This window comes from Actinoplanes sp. NPDC051861 (assembly GCF_040681145.1).
In the GTDB taxonomy this organism is placed as follows: Bacteria; Actinomycetota; Actinomycetes; order Mycobacteriales; family Micromonosporaceae; genus Actinoplanes.
Genome location: NZ_JBFAYE010000003.1, coordinates 588590 through 604756, shown reverse-complemented (window position 1 = coordinate 604756; position 16167 = coordinate 588590). Strand labels below are relative to the sequence as shown.

General features: G+C 70.6%; 16 protein-coding genes. 6 read left to right on the top strand and 10 right to left on the bottom strand.

Features of this window, described 5'->3' with window-relative positions:
- Nucleotides 1-42: 42 nt before the first annotated feature.
- Nucleotides 43-810 (top strand): ABC transporter ATP-binding protein, encoded by a 768-nt coding sequence (locus AB0M02_RS13595; RefSeq protein WP_364225731.1) that lies wholly within the window; start codon nt 43-45, stop codon nt 808-810.
- Nucleotides 810-3347, top strand: a complete 2538-nt coding sequence (locus tag AB0M02_RS13590; RefSeq protein WP_364225728.1) for an ABC transporter permease — start codon at nt 810-812, stop codon at nt 3345-3347. Before AB0M02_RS13595 ends, AB0M02_RS13590 begins: the two co-directional genes overlap by 1 nt.
- Before the next feature lie 275 nt (nt 3348-3622).
- Here AB0M02_RS13590 and AB0M02_RS13585 read toward each other — a convergent pair whose 3' ends face one another.
- The 5 genes from AB0M02_RS13585 to AB0M02_RS13565 are packed head-to-tail and all read right to left on the bottom strand — an operon-like array spanning nt 3623 to nt 8580.
- Nucleotides 3623-6637, bottom strand: coding sequence for a M48 family metalloprotease (locus tag AB0M02_RS13585; protein WP_364225725.1), 3015 nt, complete (start codon nt 6635-6637; stop codon nt 3623-3625).
- Entirely contained in the window at nt 6634-7140 is a 507-nt protein-coding gene (locus AB0M02_RS13580) for a hypothetical protein (protein WP_364225722.1), read from the bottom strand. The genes AB0M02_RS13585 and AB0M02_RS13580 overlap by 4 nt, the downstream gene beginning before the upstream one ends.
- 58 nt (nt 7141-7198) lie before the next feature.
- A complete protein-coding gene (locus tag AB0M02_RS13575) occupies nt 7199-7639 on the bottom strand; it encodes an SRPBCC domain-containing protein (protein ID WP_364225719.1) in 441 nt (146 codons plus the stop codon).
- Nucleotides 7636-7968 carry a metalloregulator ArsR/SmtB family transcription factor gene (locus tag AB0M02_RS13570; protein ID WP_364225716.1) on the bottom strand — a complete coding sequence of 111 codons (333 nt, stop codon included), beginning with the start codon at nt 7966-7968 and terminating at the stop codon, nt 7636-7638. Before AB0M02_RS13570 ends, AB0M02_RS13575 begins: the two co-directional genes overlap by 4 nt.
- Nucleotides 7969-8025: 57 nt before the next feature.
- Nucleotides 8026-8580 carry a hypothetical protein gene (locus AB0M02_RS13565; protein ID WP_364225714.1) on the bottom strand — a complete coding sequence of 185 codons (555 nt, stop codon included), beginning with the start codon at nt 8578-8580 and terminating at the stop codon, nt 8026-8028.
- A gap of 109 nt (nt 8581-8689) precedes the next feature.
- Between AB0M02_RS13565 and AB0M02_RS13560 the strand changes: the two genes are divergently transcribed.
- Nucleotides 8690-9559, top strand: a complete 870-nt coding sequence (locus AB0M02_RS13560; protein WP_364225711.1) for a PAC2 family protein — start codon at nt 8690-8692, stop codon at nt 9557-9559.
- A gap of 61 nt (nt 9560-9620) precedes the next feature.
- On the opposite strand, the gene AB0M02_RS13555 is transcribed toward AB0M02_RS13560, so the two are convergent.
- On the bottom strand, nt 9621-9818 hold the full coding sequence (locus AB0M02_RS13555) for a DUF397 domain-containing protein (protein ID WP_364225708.1): 198 nt from the start codon (nt 9816-9818) through the stop codon (nt 9621-9623).
- Nucleotides 9819-10274: 456 nt separating this feature from the next.
- On the opposite strand from AB0M02_RS13555, the gene AB0M02_RS13550 reads away from it, so the two are divergent.
- Entirely contained in the window at nt 10275-11066 is a 792-nt protein-coding gene (locus tag AB0M02_RS13550) for a GntR family transcriptional regulator (protein ID WP_364225706.1), read from the top strand.
- 48 nt (nt 11067-11114) lie between these two features.
- On the opposite strand, the gene AB0M02_RS13545 is transcribed toward AB0M02_RS13550, so the two are convergent.
- The 4 genes from AB0M02_RS13545 to AB0M02_RS13530 all read right to left on the bottom strand — a co-directional run bounded on the left by AB0M02_RS13545 (nt 11115) and on the right by AB0M02_RS13530 (nt 14249).
- Nucleotides 11115-11312, bottom strand: a complete 198-nt coding sequence (locus tag AB0M02_RS13545) for a DUF397 domain-containing protein (RefSeq protein ID WP_364225703.1) — start codon at nt 11310-11312, stop codon at nt 11115-11117.
- A gap of 36 nt (nt 11313-11348) precedes the next feature.
- Nucleotides 11349-12266, bottom strand: a complete 918-nt coding sequence (locus tag AB0M02_RS13540; RefSeq protein ID WP_364225700.1) for a helix-turn-helix transcriptional regulator — start codon at nt 12264-12266, stop codon at nt 11349-11351.
- Between the two features lie 91 nt (nt 12267-12357).
- Nucleotides 12358-12768: a DUF6232 family protein gene (locus tag AB0M02_RS13535; RefSeq protein WP_364225698.1), complete on the bottom strand. Its 411-nt coding sequence runs from the start codon at nt 12766-12768 to the stop codon at nt 12358-12360.
- 92 nt (nt 12769-12860) lie between these two features.
- Nucleotides 12861-14249, bottom strand: coding sequence for an alpha/beta hydrolase (locus tag AB0M02_RS13530; RefSeq protein ID WP_364225696.1), 1389 nt, complete (start codon nt 14247-14249; stop codon nt 12861-12863).
- Between the two features lie 109 nt (nt 14250-14358).
- Between AB0M02_RS13530 and AB0M02_RS13525 the strand changes: the two genes are divergently transcribed.
- Both AB0M02_RS13525 and AB0M02_RS13520 read left to right on the top strand, forming a co-directional pair.
- Complete coding sequence (locus AB0M02_RS13525) at nt 14359-15495, top strand: histidine kinase (protein ID WP_364225693.1); 1137 nt, start codon at nt 14359-14361, stop codon at nt 15493-15495.
- On the top strand, nt 15483-16151 hold the full coding sequence (locus tag AB0M02_RS13520) for a response regulator transcription factor (protein ID WP_364225690.1): 669 nt from the start codon (nt 15483-15485) through the stop codon (nt 16149-16151). The genes AB0M02_RS13525 and AB0M02_RS13520 overlap by 13 nt, the downstream gene beginning before the upstream one ends.
- The last annotated feature ends 16 nt before the right edge of the window (nt 16152-16167 follow it).

Here is a 16167-nt window from a genome sequence, read left to right as displayed (position 1 = left end):
GCGCCCCGGCCGGACCACGACGGTGAACAACGAGGGGGAATCGTGACAGCGACGGATACCGGTGTGCCGGTGGCGGCGCGGGCGGACGAGGTCTGGAAGGTCTACGGGTCGGGTGAGGCTCGCGTCGTCGCGCTCCGGGGGGTCAGCGCGGACTTCGGGCGCGGCCGGTACACCGCGATCATGGGACCGTCCGGCAGCGGCAAGTCGACGCTCATGCACTGCCTGGCCGGGCTGGACACGGTCGACAAGGGAACCGTGCACGTCGGCGGCACCGAGATCACCAAGTTGAACGACAAGGCGCTGACCCGGCTGCGGCGCGACCGGATCGGGTTCATCTTCCAGCAGTTCAACCTGCTGCCCACGCTGAGCGCGGCGGAGAACATCCGGCTGCCGCTGGACATCGCCGGCCGCAAGCCGGACCCGCAGTGGTGGGACATCGTGATCAAGACGGTCGGCCTGCAGGACCGGCTCGGGCACCGGCCCAGCCAGCTCTCCGGCGGCCAGCAGCAGCGGGTGGCGTGCGCGCGGGCGCTGATGGGCCGCCCCGATGTGATCTTCGCCGACGAGCCGACCGGCAATCTGGACTCGCGCTCCGGCGCCGAGGTGCTGGGCTTCCTGCGCGACAGCGTGCGCGAGCACGGCCAGACGATCGTGATGGTCACGCATGACCCGGTCGCCGCGAGCTACGCCGACCGGGTGGTCTTCCTGGCCGACGGCGCGATCGTCGACGAACTGGCGAACCCGACCGCCGAGACCGTGCTGGACACGATGAAGCGGCTGGACACGCACACCGCCCCGGTGATGCTCTGATGCTGCGCGCCACGCTGAAGAGCCTGCTCGCCCGCAAGCTGCGGCTCATCCTGTCCGGCCTGGCGGTCGTGCTCGGGGTGATGTTCGTGTCCGGCGCGCTGGTTCTCACCGACACGCTGAACCGCACGTTCGACGCGATCTTCTCCGACGCCTACTCGACGACGGACGTCTCGGTCTCCGCGAAGCCCAACGTCGAGGTGTCGGAGTTCGAGGGTGAAGAGGTCGCGACGCCGCTGCCGGCTTCCGTCGTGGACAAGATCAAAAACACTTCGGGGGTACGCGCTGCCGTCGGCCGCGTCGACTCGGACGGTGCCCGTGTGATCGGGTCCGACGGCAAGGTGCTCACCTCGATGGGGCCGCCACGGATCGGCACCAACTGGACCGGCACCGACGAGTTGCTGCAGCTCCGCGAGGGACGGGGCCCGGAGGCGCCCGGCGAGATCGCGATGAACGCGACCACCGCCTCGCTGTCCGGTTACCGGATCGGCGACACCGTCCCGGTGCTCACCCAGCAGCCCAAGCGCGAGTTCACGCTGGTCGGCATCTGGGGGTATGCCGGTGACCGGGACAGCATCGGCGGCCTGCAGGAGGTCGCGTTCACCACGCCCGTCGCGCAGGAGCTCATGCTCGGCGAGAAGGACGTGTTCACCTCGGTGACCGTGCGCACCGCCGACGACGTCACCCCGGAGGCGCTGCGTGACCGGATCGCGCCGGTGCTCGGCGCCGATTACGAGGTGCGGACCGGCGAGCAACTGGCCGACGAGAACTCGGCCAGCCTGAAGGAGGGCATCAGCTTCTTCAACCAGATCCTGCTGGGCTTCGCCGGTGTCGCGCTGTTCGTCGGGATCTTCCTGATCCTCAACACGTTCTCGATCGTGGTCGCCCAGCGCACCAAGGAACTGGCTCTGCTGCGCGCGATCGGCGCGAGCCGCCGCCAGGTGATCAACTCGGTGCTGGTGGAGGCGGTGATCGTCGGCCTGATCGCCGCGGTCCTCGGCCTGGCCGCCGGCGTCGGTGCGGGCGCCGGGCTGGGCGCGCTGTTCAGCAGCATGGGCGGCGGCGGGCTGGACCTGGCCCCGATCGGCGTTCCACCGTCCGCGATCATCAGCTCGTTCGTGGTCGGGATCGTGGTGACCGTGGTCGCGGCGGTGCTGCCCGCGCTGCGCGCCTCCCGGATCGCCCCGGTCGCGGCGATGCAGGACGTCGCCACGCCCGATCGGCCGCTGACCAGGATCACGGTCTTCGGTTCGGTGGTCACCGCCGCCGGGGCGGCCGCCCTCAGCGTCGGGCTGTTCGCCGACGCCGGTGACGCCACACTCTGGCTGATCCTCGGCGGGGTGCTGGTCACGTTCATCGGCATCGCGCTGCTCACCCCGCTGATCAGCAAGCCGGTCGTGTCGATGCTCGGTCGGCTCTTCGCCTGGTCGGTGCCGGGGCGGCTGGGCCGGCTCAACTCGGGCCGCAACCCGCGGCGTACCGCGATCACAGCGGCCGCCCTCATGGTCGGCATCGCGCTGGTCACCGGCGTCACCGTGATCATGGACTCGGCGAAGAGCAGCCTCAAGGCCGAGGCCGCGCGGATCCTCAAGGCCCAGATCATGATCAGCGGCGATCTGAACGGGCCGCGGCCACCGACGTACGACCCGGCGGTGCTGGACAAGACGTCCCGGATCACCGGCGTACGCGCGGCTGCCGGACTCTACAACGACCTGGTGGCGATCGGTGGCGAGCGCGTCTACGTGGCCGCAACCGAGGACCTCGCCGTCCTCGGGCAGGCGTACGGCACAAACGCCGCCACGCTGCGCGACGACCAGATCGCGGTGCACGCCCCGGAGGCCACCGAGCGCGGCTGGCAGACGGGGACGAAGGTGGCGATCCAGGCGTCGCGGGGTGAGGAGCACACGTACACCGTGGCCCTGATCTTCGCGGAGGACACCCTGCCCGGCAGCATCATCATGCCGGCGGCCGCGATCAAGGACTTCGGCATCACCCAGCCGGTCCTCGGCTACATCCGCCTCGACGACGGCGTCGCGGTCTCGTCCGTCCTCCCGCAGGTGAAGGACCTGCTGGCGGACAGCCCCGAGGTCTCCGCCACCGACCAGCAGACCTTCGTCAACGCCCAGGCCGCCCAGTTCGACCAGATCATCACGATGATCCAGATCCTGCTGGGCCTGGCGATCCTGATCGCGGTACTCGGCGTCGTCAACACCCTTGCCCTGTCCGTCCTCGAACGCACCCGCGAGCTGGGCCTGCTCCGCGCGGTGGGCCTGGGCCGCGCCCAGACCATGCGCATGGTCACCGTGGAAGCCGTGGTCATCTCCGTCTTCGGCGCCCTCCTCGGCGTGGTCGTCGGCGCCGGCCTGGGCAGCGCGGTCACCAAGGCCCTGGAGAACGACGGCATCACCGAACTGGTCCTCCCCTGGACCCGCATGGGCACGTACCTGGCCCTGGCCGCCCTCGTCGGCGTCATCGCCGCCGTGGCACCGGCGATCCGGGCCGCCCGCCTCAACGTCCTGGGCGCCATCGCCCACGACTGACCACGCTCCGGGCGGCCCGCCTCCTCAGCGCCGCCGCCCGGACTGGCGGCACCCTCCTGCCGCCGCCCGCACTGGCGGCACCCTCCTGCCGCCGCCCGCACTGGCGGCACCCTCCTGCCGCCGCCCGCACTGGCGGCACCCTCGTGCCGCCGCTCGGACTGGCGGCACCCGTTGTCTGTGACCCTGGCCCCGTGCCGGGGTCACAGCGCTGTGCGGGGCCGCCACGCCGCACCCGGAGCCGCGGCCGGCGCTGCGGCCGGGCTCGCGGCGGTTGTTCAAATCGTCATCGCGGTCATGGTGCGCAGCAGCGCGCCGCCCAGCAGCGCCGGGTCGATCGGTTCCTCGATCGCGGTGTACCGCAGCCGCACCACATTGTGGCCGACGATCACCCAGACGTCGATGAAGGAGCCGCTGAGCAGGTTGTCCTGCATGGTGTAACGGACCGACCAGCTCTGCTCGCCCAGCCCGGGTTCGCCACCGGGAGTCACACGCACCTCGATCGGCCCGGTCCGCGCGTTGCCGCCCGGCGTGGACCAGGCCGGGCACTTCGCCACGGTCTCCACGGCATCCGCCTTCGCGCGCGCGGGCAGCGGCTCGGCGGCCGTCGTCAGCGTGACGATCAGCGAACTGTTGACGACCGCGCCGCCCTCGTCCTTCGTGTGGTACGAACCGCTGAACTCCCCCCGCCGCGTCATGCCCCAGCGGTCCACGAAGTCGTCGTTCGCCAGTCCTTCACACGCGGGCGGATCCGCCGTCTCCCTCGGCTCGTCCCGATGCCCCTCCACCACCGGCTCGGAAACCCAGTGACCAGGCAAGACATCCCGCGCAGCCGCGACGATCCGCCGGCCGTCGCCCGGCTCGATGACACGACCCGGATCCTTCACCCCCGGCGACAGCGGCTCAGCCACCGAGGGCGTGACCGGCGGCGGCGAGGGCACTGCCGCCCGGACGTTCGCGGTCGGCGTCGCGTGTATCAGCGCGGGCAACACGGCCGCCGCGATCACACCACCGGCCACAAGGGTTGCCACGCCGCGGCGCCCGGCGCTCCGCGACTCCCCCGCCGGGCGCTGTTCCGCCACCTGGCCCGGCCCTGATCCCGCCGGTTCGGCCGGCTCCGCTCCCACCCGCTCCGCATCCCGCCCCGCATCCCGTCCCGCCGGACCCTCCGCCCCCTGTCCCGCCGGAGCCTCCACCTCTCGGCCCGCCGAACCCTCTCGGCCCGCCGAACCCTCTCGGCCCGCCGGAGCCTCCGCCCCTCGTCCCGCCGGCTGTGCCAGTTTGAGCAGTAGCGGCATCAGCAGCAGGATCAGCACCAGCGTGAACACGACCGATGCCGCGATCGTCGCCTGAAGGAGGAAAACCGACGGCCGGCGGCCGGCCGCCAGTTCGGCGCCCAGGTGCGCCGCGCCGATCGCGGTGCCGGCAGCGACGCCGCTGACCACCGCGCGGGCCAGACCGGTGGAACCGGAGCGCCGGCCGACGATCAGCACCACCGCGAGCGCGGTCAGGGCCGCCAGCCAGACCCGCTCGACGCCCAGCTTGAGCCAGCGCACGTGGTCGAGGGTGAAGTACAGCAGCGTCGAGTGGGCGACGACCGCTGCGCCACCGGTGCACACCGCCGCCCAGAACACCGCGCGCACACCACGGACCGGCGGCCGCGGTAGTCCCTCCGGCACCCGGCGGGCGCGCAGCAACACCGCCAGGGCGATCGGCAATGCCAGGCCGAGCAGGATCCAGGAGTCGCGCGTGAGTTTCAGGCCCCGCGTCACCGCGTCCGCACCGTCGGCTGCGCCATGGAGCGCATCCACAGCGAAGAGCAGCGAGGCACCGGCGCACACGCCCGCGATCGCCGCCGTCGCCGCCAGCCATCGGCGGCCGGGGTGGGCCGCACCCGTGACGTCCCGCCATCGAGCGTCCACGCCCGCCATCACCTCGGACAGCAGCGCGAGGATTCCGGCTACGGCCGCTCCTGCCAGGCTGAGCGCCAGGGTGGACCGGGCCGCGCCCTCCCAGCCCGGCACGTTGAGGAACCCGGTTCGCAGGTCCTGCGGATGGCTCGGCCACAGGTACCCACCGAGGACCAGCCCCACAGCGGCGCCGGCCACAGGGCGCCACCAGGTGCGCATCGCGACCCGCTCAGCGGAGTCCGGAGCGGAACCCGCGGACCCGGGGTGTGCCGCCAGCCGGATCAGGGACGGCAGCAGGGCGCCCGTCAGTACCAGCGCCACCGCCGAGGAGACGACGATCGGGACGTCTGTCACATACATGCCGGTGAAGATGAAGACCTGGTCGATGGTGTTGGCCACGCTCGCGGCCACCACGCCGGCGACCAGCGCGTGCACGAAGCCGCCCTCGGTCACCCCTACCGGCGTGTGCACCGCCCTGATCCGGTCGGTGGCGGACGGGTGGCGGGCGAAGGGCCGCCACCGGCTCGGTGGTGTGGGGGCGGCCAGCGCCGCGAGCAGGGCCGCCTCGCCGCCGGTGGCCACGGCGTAGCGGTCGGCCTCGTGTTCGCGCCGCCGGAGCAGGGCGGCGGCGAGCAGGGCCACACCGAGCGCGACAAGCGTCGTCCTGGCCAGCAGGCCGAGGTCCGCCGCGTACCCCCGGAGGCCCGCGGCATAGCGGGAGGCGACCACGAGAAGCATGATCGGCACGGCGCCGAGGCTCAGGCCGCGCAGTGCCGCGACCCAGCGGATGTCGCGGGCGGCAATGTGGCCGAACTCGTGGCGTACCGTCGCGGCGAAGCGTTCGTGGTCCGCGCGGAGGGCGACCGCCAGCGGCAGAACGACCAGGGGCACGCCGCCCGGCAGTGCCGTGGTGAACGCCTGCCGGACCGGTGGTCCCGCCACCAGCAGGGTGGGTTGTCGTCGGCCGGCGAGGCCGTGCTCTTCGCGGAGGCGGCCGAAAGCAGCTTCGGCGGCCGGAACGCGGTAGCGGCCGAACTGCCCGCGCAGCCGCCACCGGTCGGCCATCGGCAGCAGGACGGTCAGCATCCCGATCGCCGCGACCACCAGCAGCGTTACGGTCAGCACGGTGAGCTGGGAGGTCCGCGTGGCGTCCACGGCGCACCGGAACAGCGCCCGCACCTGTGGCTCGTTCCAGTCGTTGACGGACTCCGGCAGCGGGAATCGCCGATGACACCGGTCGATCGCGATGCTGCCGGCGAGGTTCGCGTCGGTGCCGCTGTAGAACACCCGGCCGGCCGTCGCACCGATGATCACGACGGCACCGCCGAGCAGTACGTAGACCCAGCCCAGGGACGTCGCCCGGGGCCGGTCCGGCGAGGTCACGGCGAGTCGGGACCGAGCGCGCCGATCACCGCGTCCGCAAGCAGGTCCGCCTGCTCGGAGGTGAGCCCCAGGGTGACGGCGTGCCGGCGCACCGCTTCCCGCAGCCTCTGGTCCCGGCCGGCGGCCTCCTCGACCACCAGCGTCTCCACGGCTGCCGGGGGTTCCTCCGCCGCCGTCTCCACGGCGGCCGGGGCCTCCTCGGTAGCAGGCTGGGCCTCATCCGATCCGGCGCGTCGCCTCTTCCAGCGGCGGCGGGCCAGCAGGCCGCCGCCGACGACCAGGACCTCGCCGACCGCGCCCGCGATGGTCTGGAGGAACAGCTCGGTCATGAGGATCTCGTCGACGCCGAAGCCGACCGAGGAACCCGGGCTGGACCGGTTTCCCGCGCGCCACGCCCGCGCCACCTCGTCGAAGAACGGCTCCTCCTCGGGAGCCAGCTCGGCGACGGCACGGCGCGCCGCCGAGATGATCAGATCGTCGGCCGCATCGGATCGCGCCGTCATCCGGTCCTCCCCGCATCGAACTCCGTCGACGCTACCAACCTCCGTCAATCGGAGGCGGTCAGGAGAGGAGCTTGTCGAGCTTGGTGAAGCTGCTGCCCCAGCCCCCGCGGGCGCTGTCGGCCATCGCCTCCGGGAAGGGGCTCTGGGTGAGGACCACGCGGGTGCGGCCGTCCTCCTCGTCGTGGAACTCGATGCGCAGGCGCAGGACCTCGGCGCCGAAGTCGGGGATGTGGGCGACGCTCTCCTCGCCGACCAGGAGTTCGTTCTCGACGACCTCGACGAAGGTGGCGTTCTGCGGGGACTTCATCGACGGATCGGCTTCGTTGACCATGGTGAAGCGCTGGTGGCCGCCGACACGCAGGTCGATGTCGACGCTGTCGCGGGGCACCGACCAGCCGACCGGGCCGAACCAGGCGGACAGCTGGTCGGGGTCGGTGAAGGCACGGTAGACCAGCTCGCGGGGCGCGTCGAAGATGCGGGTGATCACGAGGTCGGTCATTGCTTCAACTCCTGGAGACGTTTGAGGTGGGCGTCGAGCCGGGCGAAGTTGTCGTCCCAGAACCGGCGGTAACGCTCCATCCATGCGGTGGCCTCGCGCAGCGGCGCGGCCTCGAGACGGCTGGAGCGCCACTGCGCGGAGCGGCTGCGGGAGATCAGACCGGCGTTCTCCAGGACCTTCAGGTGGCGGGAGATCGCCGGGAGGCTGATGTCGAACGGCTCGGCGAGCTCGGTCACGGTCGCCTCACCGTCGGCGAGGCGCGCGAGGATGGCGCGCCGCGTCGGGTCGGCGAGCGCCGCGAAGATCACGCTCAGCCGGTCGTCAGCCATTTAACCCTCCCGTTAATTAACGGACAGGTGAAAAGCTAACGGCGCGCGCCGCTCGTGTCAAACCTTGCTGGGCACCCGGCGGTGCAGCTCGGCGAGCAGGACCTCCGGCCCCGGGGACATCAGGCCGACATCGACGACGTACGCGGACTCGGCGCCCCGCCGCCGCACCCGGGGTGGGCCGCCCCGGCCCGGCAGCACGGTCACGTAGTCCTCGGCGACCGGCGTGATCACCAGCTCGGTGAACGGGCCCCGCCCGTGCAGCGCCACCGACGCGATGCCGGACCACGGCAGATGAACCGGCCGGCGCCCGGTGGCGGCGAAGTCGATGCCGTGCACGGAGGTGTGCAGCCAGCCGAGGCGGCGCCAGAACAGCAGCAGGATCAGGGCGGCCACGACGGCCGGGACGATCAGCGTGGCCTCCAGATAGATCACGATGTCGCCGCCGGTCAGGCGGTACCCGGCGGCCATCTTGATCAGGAGGGTGAGCGCGAGCATGGGCACCCAGCACGCGGCCAGGACCCAGAGCGTGGTGACATAGAACATCCCGCGTGCCTGGATGAAGCTGACGGTGTCGTCGGTCGGGCCAAGGACCTGGTCGACATGCTCGCTCATATGCCGAATTATGCGAGAAATCGGAAAGGTCTGGGCGCAAACAGCCGTGGCGCGGCACACCGAGCCCGCCGACGGGTGCATGCCCGAACCCGCACGTAGGCTGTCTCCCATGACTGAGTTCGACGGCCTTCCGCTGCTCCGCTCCCCCGTGGCCATCGCCGCCTTCGAGGGCTGGAACGACGCTGCGGACGCTTCGACCGCGGCCGTGGAACACCTCGAGCAGGTCTGGGAGGCCCGTGAGGTCGCCAGCATCGATCCCGAGGACTTCTACGACTTCCAGGTCAGCCGGCCCACCATCACCATGGCCGAGGGTGAGACCCGAAAGATCGAGTGGCCGACCACGCGTTTCATGGTCGCCAGCCCGCCCGGCGCGGACCGTGACGTCGTGCTGATCCGCGGCATCGAGCCGAGCATGCGGTGGCGCACGTTCTGCGAGTCCGTGCTGGAGATCTGCCACAGCCTCGCCGTCGACCGGATCGTGCTGCTCGGGGCTCTGCTCGCCGACGTGCCGTACACCCGGCCGCTGCCGATCAGCGGCAGCGCGTCGGACCGGGAGAGCGCCGAGAAGTACAACGTGGTGCCGACCCGCTACGACGGGCCCACCGGCATCGTCGGGGTGCTGCAGGAGGCCGCCACCCGCGCCGAGCTGGACGCCCTGTCGTTCTGGGTGCACGTGCCGCACTACGCGAACAACCCGCCCTGCCCGAAGGCCACCCTCGCCCTGCTGAGCCGCATCGAGGACGTGCTCGACCTGCCGGTCCCGATGGCGGACCTGGCCGAGCAGGCCGACGAGTGGGAGAAGCGGGTACGCGCCGCCGCCGAACAGGACGCGGAGCTCGGGGAGTACGTGCGCGAGCTGGAGGAGCGCGTCGGTGACGCCGGGATCCAGCCGCTGACCGGCGACGAGATCGCCAGCGAGTTCGAGAAGTACCTGCGCCGCCGCGGCGGTTCGGCCGGCCCAACCGCCGGCTCCTGGTAAGACGGCTTTTTGAACGGCGCACGTCCTGACCAGGACGTGCGCCGCCTGCTATCTGCCGCGGTCAGAGGTCGCGGTACTCCCCTGCCACCACTCTCGCGAGAAATCCGTCCCAGTCGAGGCTGGAGAACTCCAGCGGCGGCTGATCAGGGTTCTTCGAGTCCCGGAGCGACACCCAGCCGTCTCCGCGAGGTGCCACCTCGACGCAAGCGCCATCCGCACAGAACGAGCTCCGACTCCACTCCAATGTGGATTCGACCATCGCAGGTACCTTTCTCTGGCTCCGCGACCAGCATTTCGGCCGCGATTTACAGACCGATCAAAACGAGAAAGATGGCAACGAGTTCCGCGACATCGCCGGGCATTTGACCGCCCTTTCGAACAACAAATCACCAAACCGGGGAACCCGTTCTAGAGCATTTCTTACGGGATCAAACCGCTTCTGGCGCCGCCCCGTCCGAATGCTTGACTCATGATACTCAGGGACCGCAAGCGGTGCCAAGTGGCAGATGGCCGTCATACACGGAACGGAACGGTAGCCAAACGGTGGGTCACTCGAAAGTGTTCGCCAATCTCGCTATCACACGAAGTCAAACACAATTAATCGCCATATGGCACATTGCCAGCGGGCAGTTTCCCTGCGGACAACGGCGTGTCATCGACGACAACCGCACTCCATACCGCATCCTAGGAGCCTAGCCAGTGGTTCGGAGGTCAGATGACGATCAACCCGGGCGCCGCCGAATTCCCGCATCGGCAGATCGCCGCCCAGCTGCGTGAGCGAATCCGGCGCGGAGACTGGGGACCGGGCGAGCGGCTGCCGTCCATCCCGGCCATGGCGGAGATGTTCGGCGTCGCCAAACAAACCGTTCAGCGTACGGTCGACCAGCTCCGCCTCGAAGGAATCCTGATCACCAAACCCGGCTCCGGCACCTACGTCCGGGGCACCCGCCGCCGCCTCAACCGCCTGTCCCGTGGCCGTTACGGTGTGCACCGCGGATACCACGCCGACCTGGCCGCGCGGTACCGGCAGCAGCTCACCTCGGTCGGCCGGGAGCCCGCGCCGCCGGAGGTGGCCGACGCGTTCGGCGTGCGCGACGGTACGGAACTGCTGGTGCGCCGGCACGTGGTGCGCACCGAGGAGGCGACCGTCGAGGTCGGAGCGTCCTGGTTCCGGGTGACCGACGCGAACGGCACCTCGCTGGAGCGGATGGAGGCGTTCGGCCGGCCGCTGTACCAGGAGGCGGAGGAGGAACTGTGCCGCGCCTACACCTGGGCGACGGACACGATCAGCGCACGCCAGCCGAGCCGGGAGGAGGCGGAGATCCTGCAGATCCGCCCGGACACACCGGTGCTGCACCTGCTGCACGTGGCGTTCGACGAGACCCGCAAGCCGATCGAGGTGGCGCAGGCGACCTGGCCGGGGCCGATGACGACGCTCACCGAGGAATACCGGATCCCGGCACCCGCTCCGGAACCCGGGCCCGATCCGGGTTTCGCCCTGGCCTGAGAAACGCCGGTGCGGCCATGGTCGCCGCCGCACCGGCGTTCCTATTTGTCAGAAAGACGGGCGCCCGCCGGTCCCTGCGATTCCGTCGAGGAATTCGTTCCAATCGGGCTTTCTGAACCGCAGATGCGGCTGGTCCAGGTTCTTGCTGTCACGAACCAGAACGTCATCGCCGTCAGCCGCCGCCTCGACACAGGCGCCGTCCGCGCAGAAGGAACTGCGCCTCCAGTACAACACCGCATTCGACATGTATTTTTCTTCCTCCCCAGGGCGATTGGGTTGGTGTTATCCTCCCCCGGTCGACGACCGGAGCCAGGATGCCCGGCTGGTGATACGCGCATGACTTTCTTCTTCGTCAAACGCACCCAGCCAGGAGCGTTCGAATCTCTTCTGATGGACGGCGACCCTGTCGGCGTCCTCGGAGAGCGAGTCCCGAGTGTCGTTCTCCCGGTACAGAACAGCGTCGCCTGAACCCAGCTCGATAATCGTGAACGGGCCGGCCATGCCGATGATCCCGTCCGAGTCCGCCGGGATCAGACGAATCCTGACATTCGAATTCCCGCCGACGGTGGCGAGGTGATCCAGCTGGTCGGCCATCAGTCCCGGGCCGCCGATCACCCGCTGGATGACCGACTCGTCGAGGAGCACAGAATACTCCGGCGGATCCTCGCGCCCGAGCACCAGCCGCTGCCGCCACAACCGCGCGGAACGACGCGCCTCGGTGGCTGTCTCGTCCAGCACCCGCACACCGTCGCCGGCCTCCGCCGTCTCGCCCGCCCACCAGTCCAGGACGGCCTTCGCCACGTCGGTGGTCTGCAGCAGCCCGGGAACGAGATGCGGCTGGTAGGCGCGGATCGCGGTGGCGACACTCTCGTACTGAACGAGTTGCACCAGGCCGGGCGGCAGGTACTCGCGGAACTCGCCGGGCACCCAGTAGCGCTCGCGGCGTGCGATCCGGGAGTCCTCCATCAGAGCGGCGACGCGGTCGGGGTCGGTCACCCCGTACAGATCAAGCAGTGCCCTGAGGTCCGTGCCGGAGACCGTGACCTCACCGGTCTCGATCCGCTGCATCTTGGACAGCGACCACTCCAGCCGCCGCGCCACCTCGCCCTGGCTCCACCCCGCGGCCTCCCGCTCGGCACGCAGAGCGCGGCGAACCCGACGCCGGGAGACCGCCGGGAAATCGCGAGGCAGCTCTTTCATGAATTCGATTACCTTCCTGAGAACGAGGGTGCCTCCACACAATACAATTTTCCGATAATGACTTCGATAACCGCTTCGGGTCGATGTCAATTCATGCCCCCGCCCGCTGGTATTCAAGGGCTCTCCGCAAGGCACGGGAGACCTGCCCGAACTCCCGTGGATCGGCGGAGCTGAACAACACCGTCACCCGGCCGTCCCGCACGCCGACCAGGTCGAACGCGATCTTGCGCTCGGGGCTCAGCGAGAATCCGGCGCAGGCCATCGCCACGAGCGCGCAGGAGGCGGCCTGCACCGGGCCGGCGGCGTCGAGGAAGGGGATCACGGCCATCGCACCCGCCCCGCTGACGAGACCCACCGCCCGCAGTCGCGCGCGCCGCCCGTCCCGCTCGTCGCGCTCGACCTGACGAACGTCGGAGAGCGAACACAGGGCGACGCGGAAGCGCCCCGCCTCGAACGTCTCGTCGGTGATCAGGGCGCGCGGACCTCGGTAGAAGACGACCATCGTGTGCCTCCTGGCGTACGTGACCCCAGAGTGGCATGAAGCGGTCGTGATAGCTATACAGCCGATAGCGGTACCGCAGATGGCGAGAAAGTTCAGCCGAGCGCCGCCAGGATCGCCACGAACCGGGCCGGCTCCTCGAACATCGCCCGGTGGCCGGCGCCGGGGATCACGTCGAGGCGCTTGCTCGGCGCCCGCAGAGCGGTGTACCACTGCTCGAACAGAACGGACAGACCCCGCATCTCGTTCTCACCCTGGATGAAGTACGCGGGAATCGTCAGACTCGGCACCTCCCGGCGAAGGTCGGTCTCCTGCATCCGCGGGTAGAGGATCGACCACGTGTCCATGACGGCGGTCAGCGTGTGCGCCTTCTGCAGCATCGTGAACTCCGGGACGTCGATGTCGACGGCGGGCGCGTTCTGGCCGTACGCCTGGTTCTCATGCAGGACGATCGGCTCGTAGGACCAGAAGTCCGGGTAGGGCGGCGGCCCCTGTGACGACAGCTGCCGCACCAGGTCGTCGCGACCGCCGGCCCGGGCCCACGCCAGGATGTCGGCGTAGAAGATCTCGTCGCTCGCCCGCACGTCGACCGTCTGCCCGGTGCCGATGTAGGCGCGATACTTCGACGGTGCCCGCGAGGCGGCCAGCGCGCCCGCGACGGATCCGCCCGAGAAGGCCAGCAGATAGATCCTGTCCTGCCGGAAGCGCGCCCGGAGGTGGTCGGTGACCGTGAGGATGTCCGCCACGGTGCCGTCGACGGTCAGCCTGCCGGGCGACAGGGCGGGATAGGAGGCGCCACCGCCGCGGCGGTCCAGGGTCGCCACGACGAAGTGCATCTCCAGCTCGGCGAGGTGCAGCCGCATCGCGCCGACCTCCGAGCCACCGGGCGTGCCGGGCACGAACAGCAGCACCGGCCGTGAGGTGTCGACGCCGCGGATCATCACGCCGAGGCCGTCTACAGTGGTCAGCTCCGCGACGCCGCCCGGGACGGGTGCGGTACGGGCGGGCAGGGCGACCAGTGCCGCGACGGCGATCACGACCGCGGTGGACAGCCCGAGCAGGACGCGGCCGGCGACGGCGCGGGTTCGGCCCGGGCCACCGCGAGCCCTTCCGGCGGCGCCGAGAGCCCGGCCGCATGCCGCGCCCACTGCCATCGGCAGCAACGACAGCAGCCCGTGCACGCCCCGGCCGGTGATCAGCGCGACGAGGCCGAACGCGCTGGCGTGCGGTGCGTCCACGGAAGGGCCGGACACGGTGATGCGGCAGAGTTCGAGTGTCGTCGCGTACATCAAAGGGGTCAGCGGGATCGCCCAGCGCGACCGCGTCGCCAAGCCCGCGCCGACGCCCACCGCGGCACTGATCACTATCGACCAGATCGCCTCCACGTTGGTCAGCGGCCCGCGCGGCGTCCACCATGCGGAGAGCGCTCCCCACCCCGCGGCGATGATCATCGCGGCCGCCCACCTGATTCTCTTTTCGGTCATGGCGAAACGATCGCCGTCGCCGGGGCGGCCGCGCACCGGCCTGCGGAACCGTGCCGGGCCCTACTTTGGTAGGTGCCGCCGCGGCGCGCCCACCTCTTAGGCTGCCCGCATGCTCTTCGCCCTGCTGGTGCCGGAGCCCGGTGGCGGCCGTGCGGTCCTGCGCGACCGGCTGGCCGACGCGCTCGCCGTGCTGATCGCCGTGCTCTACGGCTCGGTGATGGTCACGCTGGGTGACGCCAAAGATCCCGGCGCGTTCCTGCCGTGGCAGGCGGACGTGGCGGTAGGCCTGGTCTGCGCCGCCGCTCTGGTGATCCGCCGGCGGCGGCCGCTCGGCCTGACAGTGGCACTGCTGCCCTTCGGCGCGATCTCCGTGATGGCCACCGGCGCGATCACCATGGCGCTGTTCACCGCCGCGATCCGCCTGCGGCCACCGGTGTTGTTGCTGCTCGGAGCCGTGAACGTCGCGACCGGCGGCATCTACTTCCTGCTGCACGACAACCCCGCCTACGACGTCTGGGTCGACTTCCTGCTGCGCACGGTGATCACCGTAGCGGCACTCGGCTGGGGGCTGTTCATGCAGGCCTACCGACGGCTCACGGCCTCGCTGCGTGCTCAGGCCGCACGCATGGAGGAGCAGGCGCGCCTCACGGAGCGTGCACGGATCGCGCGCGAGATGCACGACGTCCTCGCCCATCGAATGTCGCTGATCAGCCTCCACGCGGGTGCGCTGGAGGTGCGCGGTCAGGTCTCTCCCGACGAGCTGAGCATCGCGGCGGGCGCCATCCGGACCAGCGCGCACGAGGCCCTCGAGGAGTTGCGCGCGGTGGTCGGCGTGCCCAGCGGCCGTCCCGAACCGCCGCAGCCCGGCCTGGCGGACATGGATGAACTGGTGCAAAGCGCTCGGGACGCGGGGATGGCGGTGGACTTCACCTCCGCGGTACCGCCGGACGAGCCGCCGATCGTTCTCGGACGGACGGCCTATCGAATCGTCCAGGAAGGACTGACCAACGCGCGCAAGCACGGCACTCGGCCGGCCGCCGCGGTGCGCCTCGCGGGTGAGGCCGGAAACGGTCTCCGGATCACGATCATCAACCCCTTCTCGGGTACGGGTACCGCGCTCGGCACTCGTCCGGGGCAGGGTCTGGTCGGCATCGGCGAGCGGGTGTCGCTCGCCGGTGGGCAGGTCAGGTACGGCGCCGCGGGAGGCGAGTTCCGCCTGGAGGCCGAGCTGCCGTGGCCGCGTTGAACCGCCCCGTCCGGCTGGCGATCGTCGACGACGACCCCCTGGTCCGGGCCGGACTGCGGATCCTCGTCGGCGGCTCGCCGGACATCGAGGTGGTGGCCGAGGCCGGCGACGGCGAACAGGCGATCACGCTGGCCGGCGCCCACTGGCCCGACGTGATCCTGATGGACATCCGCATGCCCGGCGTCGACGGCCTGGTCGCGACCCGCCGCATCCGGGCCCGGCCGGGCGCACCCCAGGTGATCGTGCTGACCACGTTCGACGCGGACGAGTACGTGCTGGAGGCCCTCCGCGGCGGCGCGAGCGGCTTCCTGCTCAAGGACACACCACCCCGCGACATCCTCACGGCCGTACGAACGGTGGCCTCCGGCGCCGCAAGCCTCTCCCCCACCGTGATCCGCCGCCTCATCGACCACGTCGCCGACCCGTCGGCGGGCACCCGCCGGGCACAGGCCCGAACCCGCCTGTCCACCCTGACCGAACGCGAGAGCGAGGTAGCGGTGCGGGTGGGCCAGGGCCGCTCCAACGCCGAGATAGCCACCGACCTGACCATGAGCCTCCCGACGGTGAAGGGCCACGTCTCCCGCCTGCTGCAGAAACTCGACCTCAACAACCGAGTCCAGATAGCCCTACTGGTCCACGACGCCGAACTCCTCTGACCCCCCACCTCCCCGC

What these genes read in the sequence shown, in the direction of transcription:
- AB0M02_RS13590 (WP_364225728.1), top strand. Translation starts at nt 810, where the DNA reads ATGCTGCGCGCCACGCTGAAGAGCCTGCTCGCCCGCAAGCTGCGGCTC.
- AB0M02_RS13580 (WP_364225722.1), bottom strand. Translation starts at nt 7,140, where the DNA reads ATGACGGCGCGATCCGATGCGGCCGACGATCTGATCATCTCGGCGGCG.
- AB0M02_RS13575 (WP_364225719.1), bottom strand. Translation starts at nt 7,639, where the DNA reads ATGACCGACCTCGTGATCACCCGCATCTTCGACGCGCCCCGCGAGCTG.
- AB0M02_RS13570 (WP_364225716.1), bottom strand. Translation starts at nt 7,968, where the DNA reads ATGGCTGACGACCGGCTGAGCGTGATCTTCGCGGCGCTCGCCGACCCG.
- AB0M02_RS13565 (WP_364225714.1), bottom strand. Translation starts at nt 8,580, where the DNA reads ATGAGCGAGCATGTCGACCAGGTCCTTGGCCCGACCGACGACACCGTC.
- AB0M02_RS13560 (WP_364225711.1), top strand. Translation starts at nt 8,690, where the DNA reads ATGACTGAGTTCGACGGCCTTCCGCTGCTCCGCTCCCCCGTGGCCATC.
- AB0M02_RS13555 (WP_364225708.1), bottom strand. Translation starts at nt 9,818, where the DNA reads ATGGTCGAATCCACATTGGAGTGGAGTCGGAGCTCGTTCTGTGCGGAT.
- AB0M02_RS13550 (WP_364225706.1), top strand. Translation starts at nt 10,275, where the DNA reads ATGACGATCAACCCGGGCGCCGCCGAATTCCCGCATCGGCAGATCGCC.
- AB0M02_RS13545 (WP_364225703.1), bottom strand. Translation starts at nt 11,312, where the DNA reads ATGTCGAATGCGGTGTTGTACTGGAGGCGCAGTTCCTTCTGCGCGGAC.
- AB0M02_RS13540 (WP_364225700.1), bottom strand. Translation starts at nt 12,266, where the DNA reads ATGAAAGAGCTGCCTCGCGATTTCCCGGCGGTCTCCCGGCGTCGGGTT.
- AB0M02_RS13535 (WP_364225698.1), bottom strand. Translation starts at nt 12,768, where the DNA reads ATGGTCGTCTTCTACCGAGGTCCGCGCGCCCTGATCACCGACGAGACG.
- AB0M02_RS13530 (WP_364225696.1), bottom strand. Translation starts at nt 14,249, where the DNA reads ATGACCGAAAAGAGAATCAGGTGGGCGGCCGCGATGATCATCGCCGCG.
- AB0M02_RS13525 (WP_364225693.1), top strand. Translation starts at nt 14,359, where the DNA reads ATGCTCTTCGCCCTGCTGGTGCCGGAGCCCGGTGGCGGCCGTGCGGTC.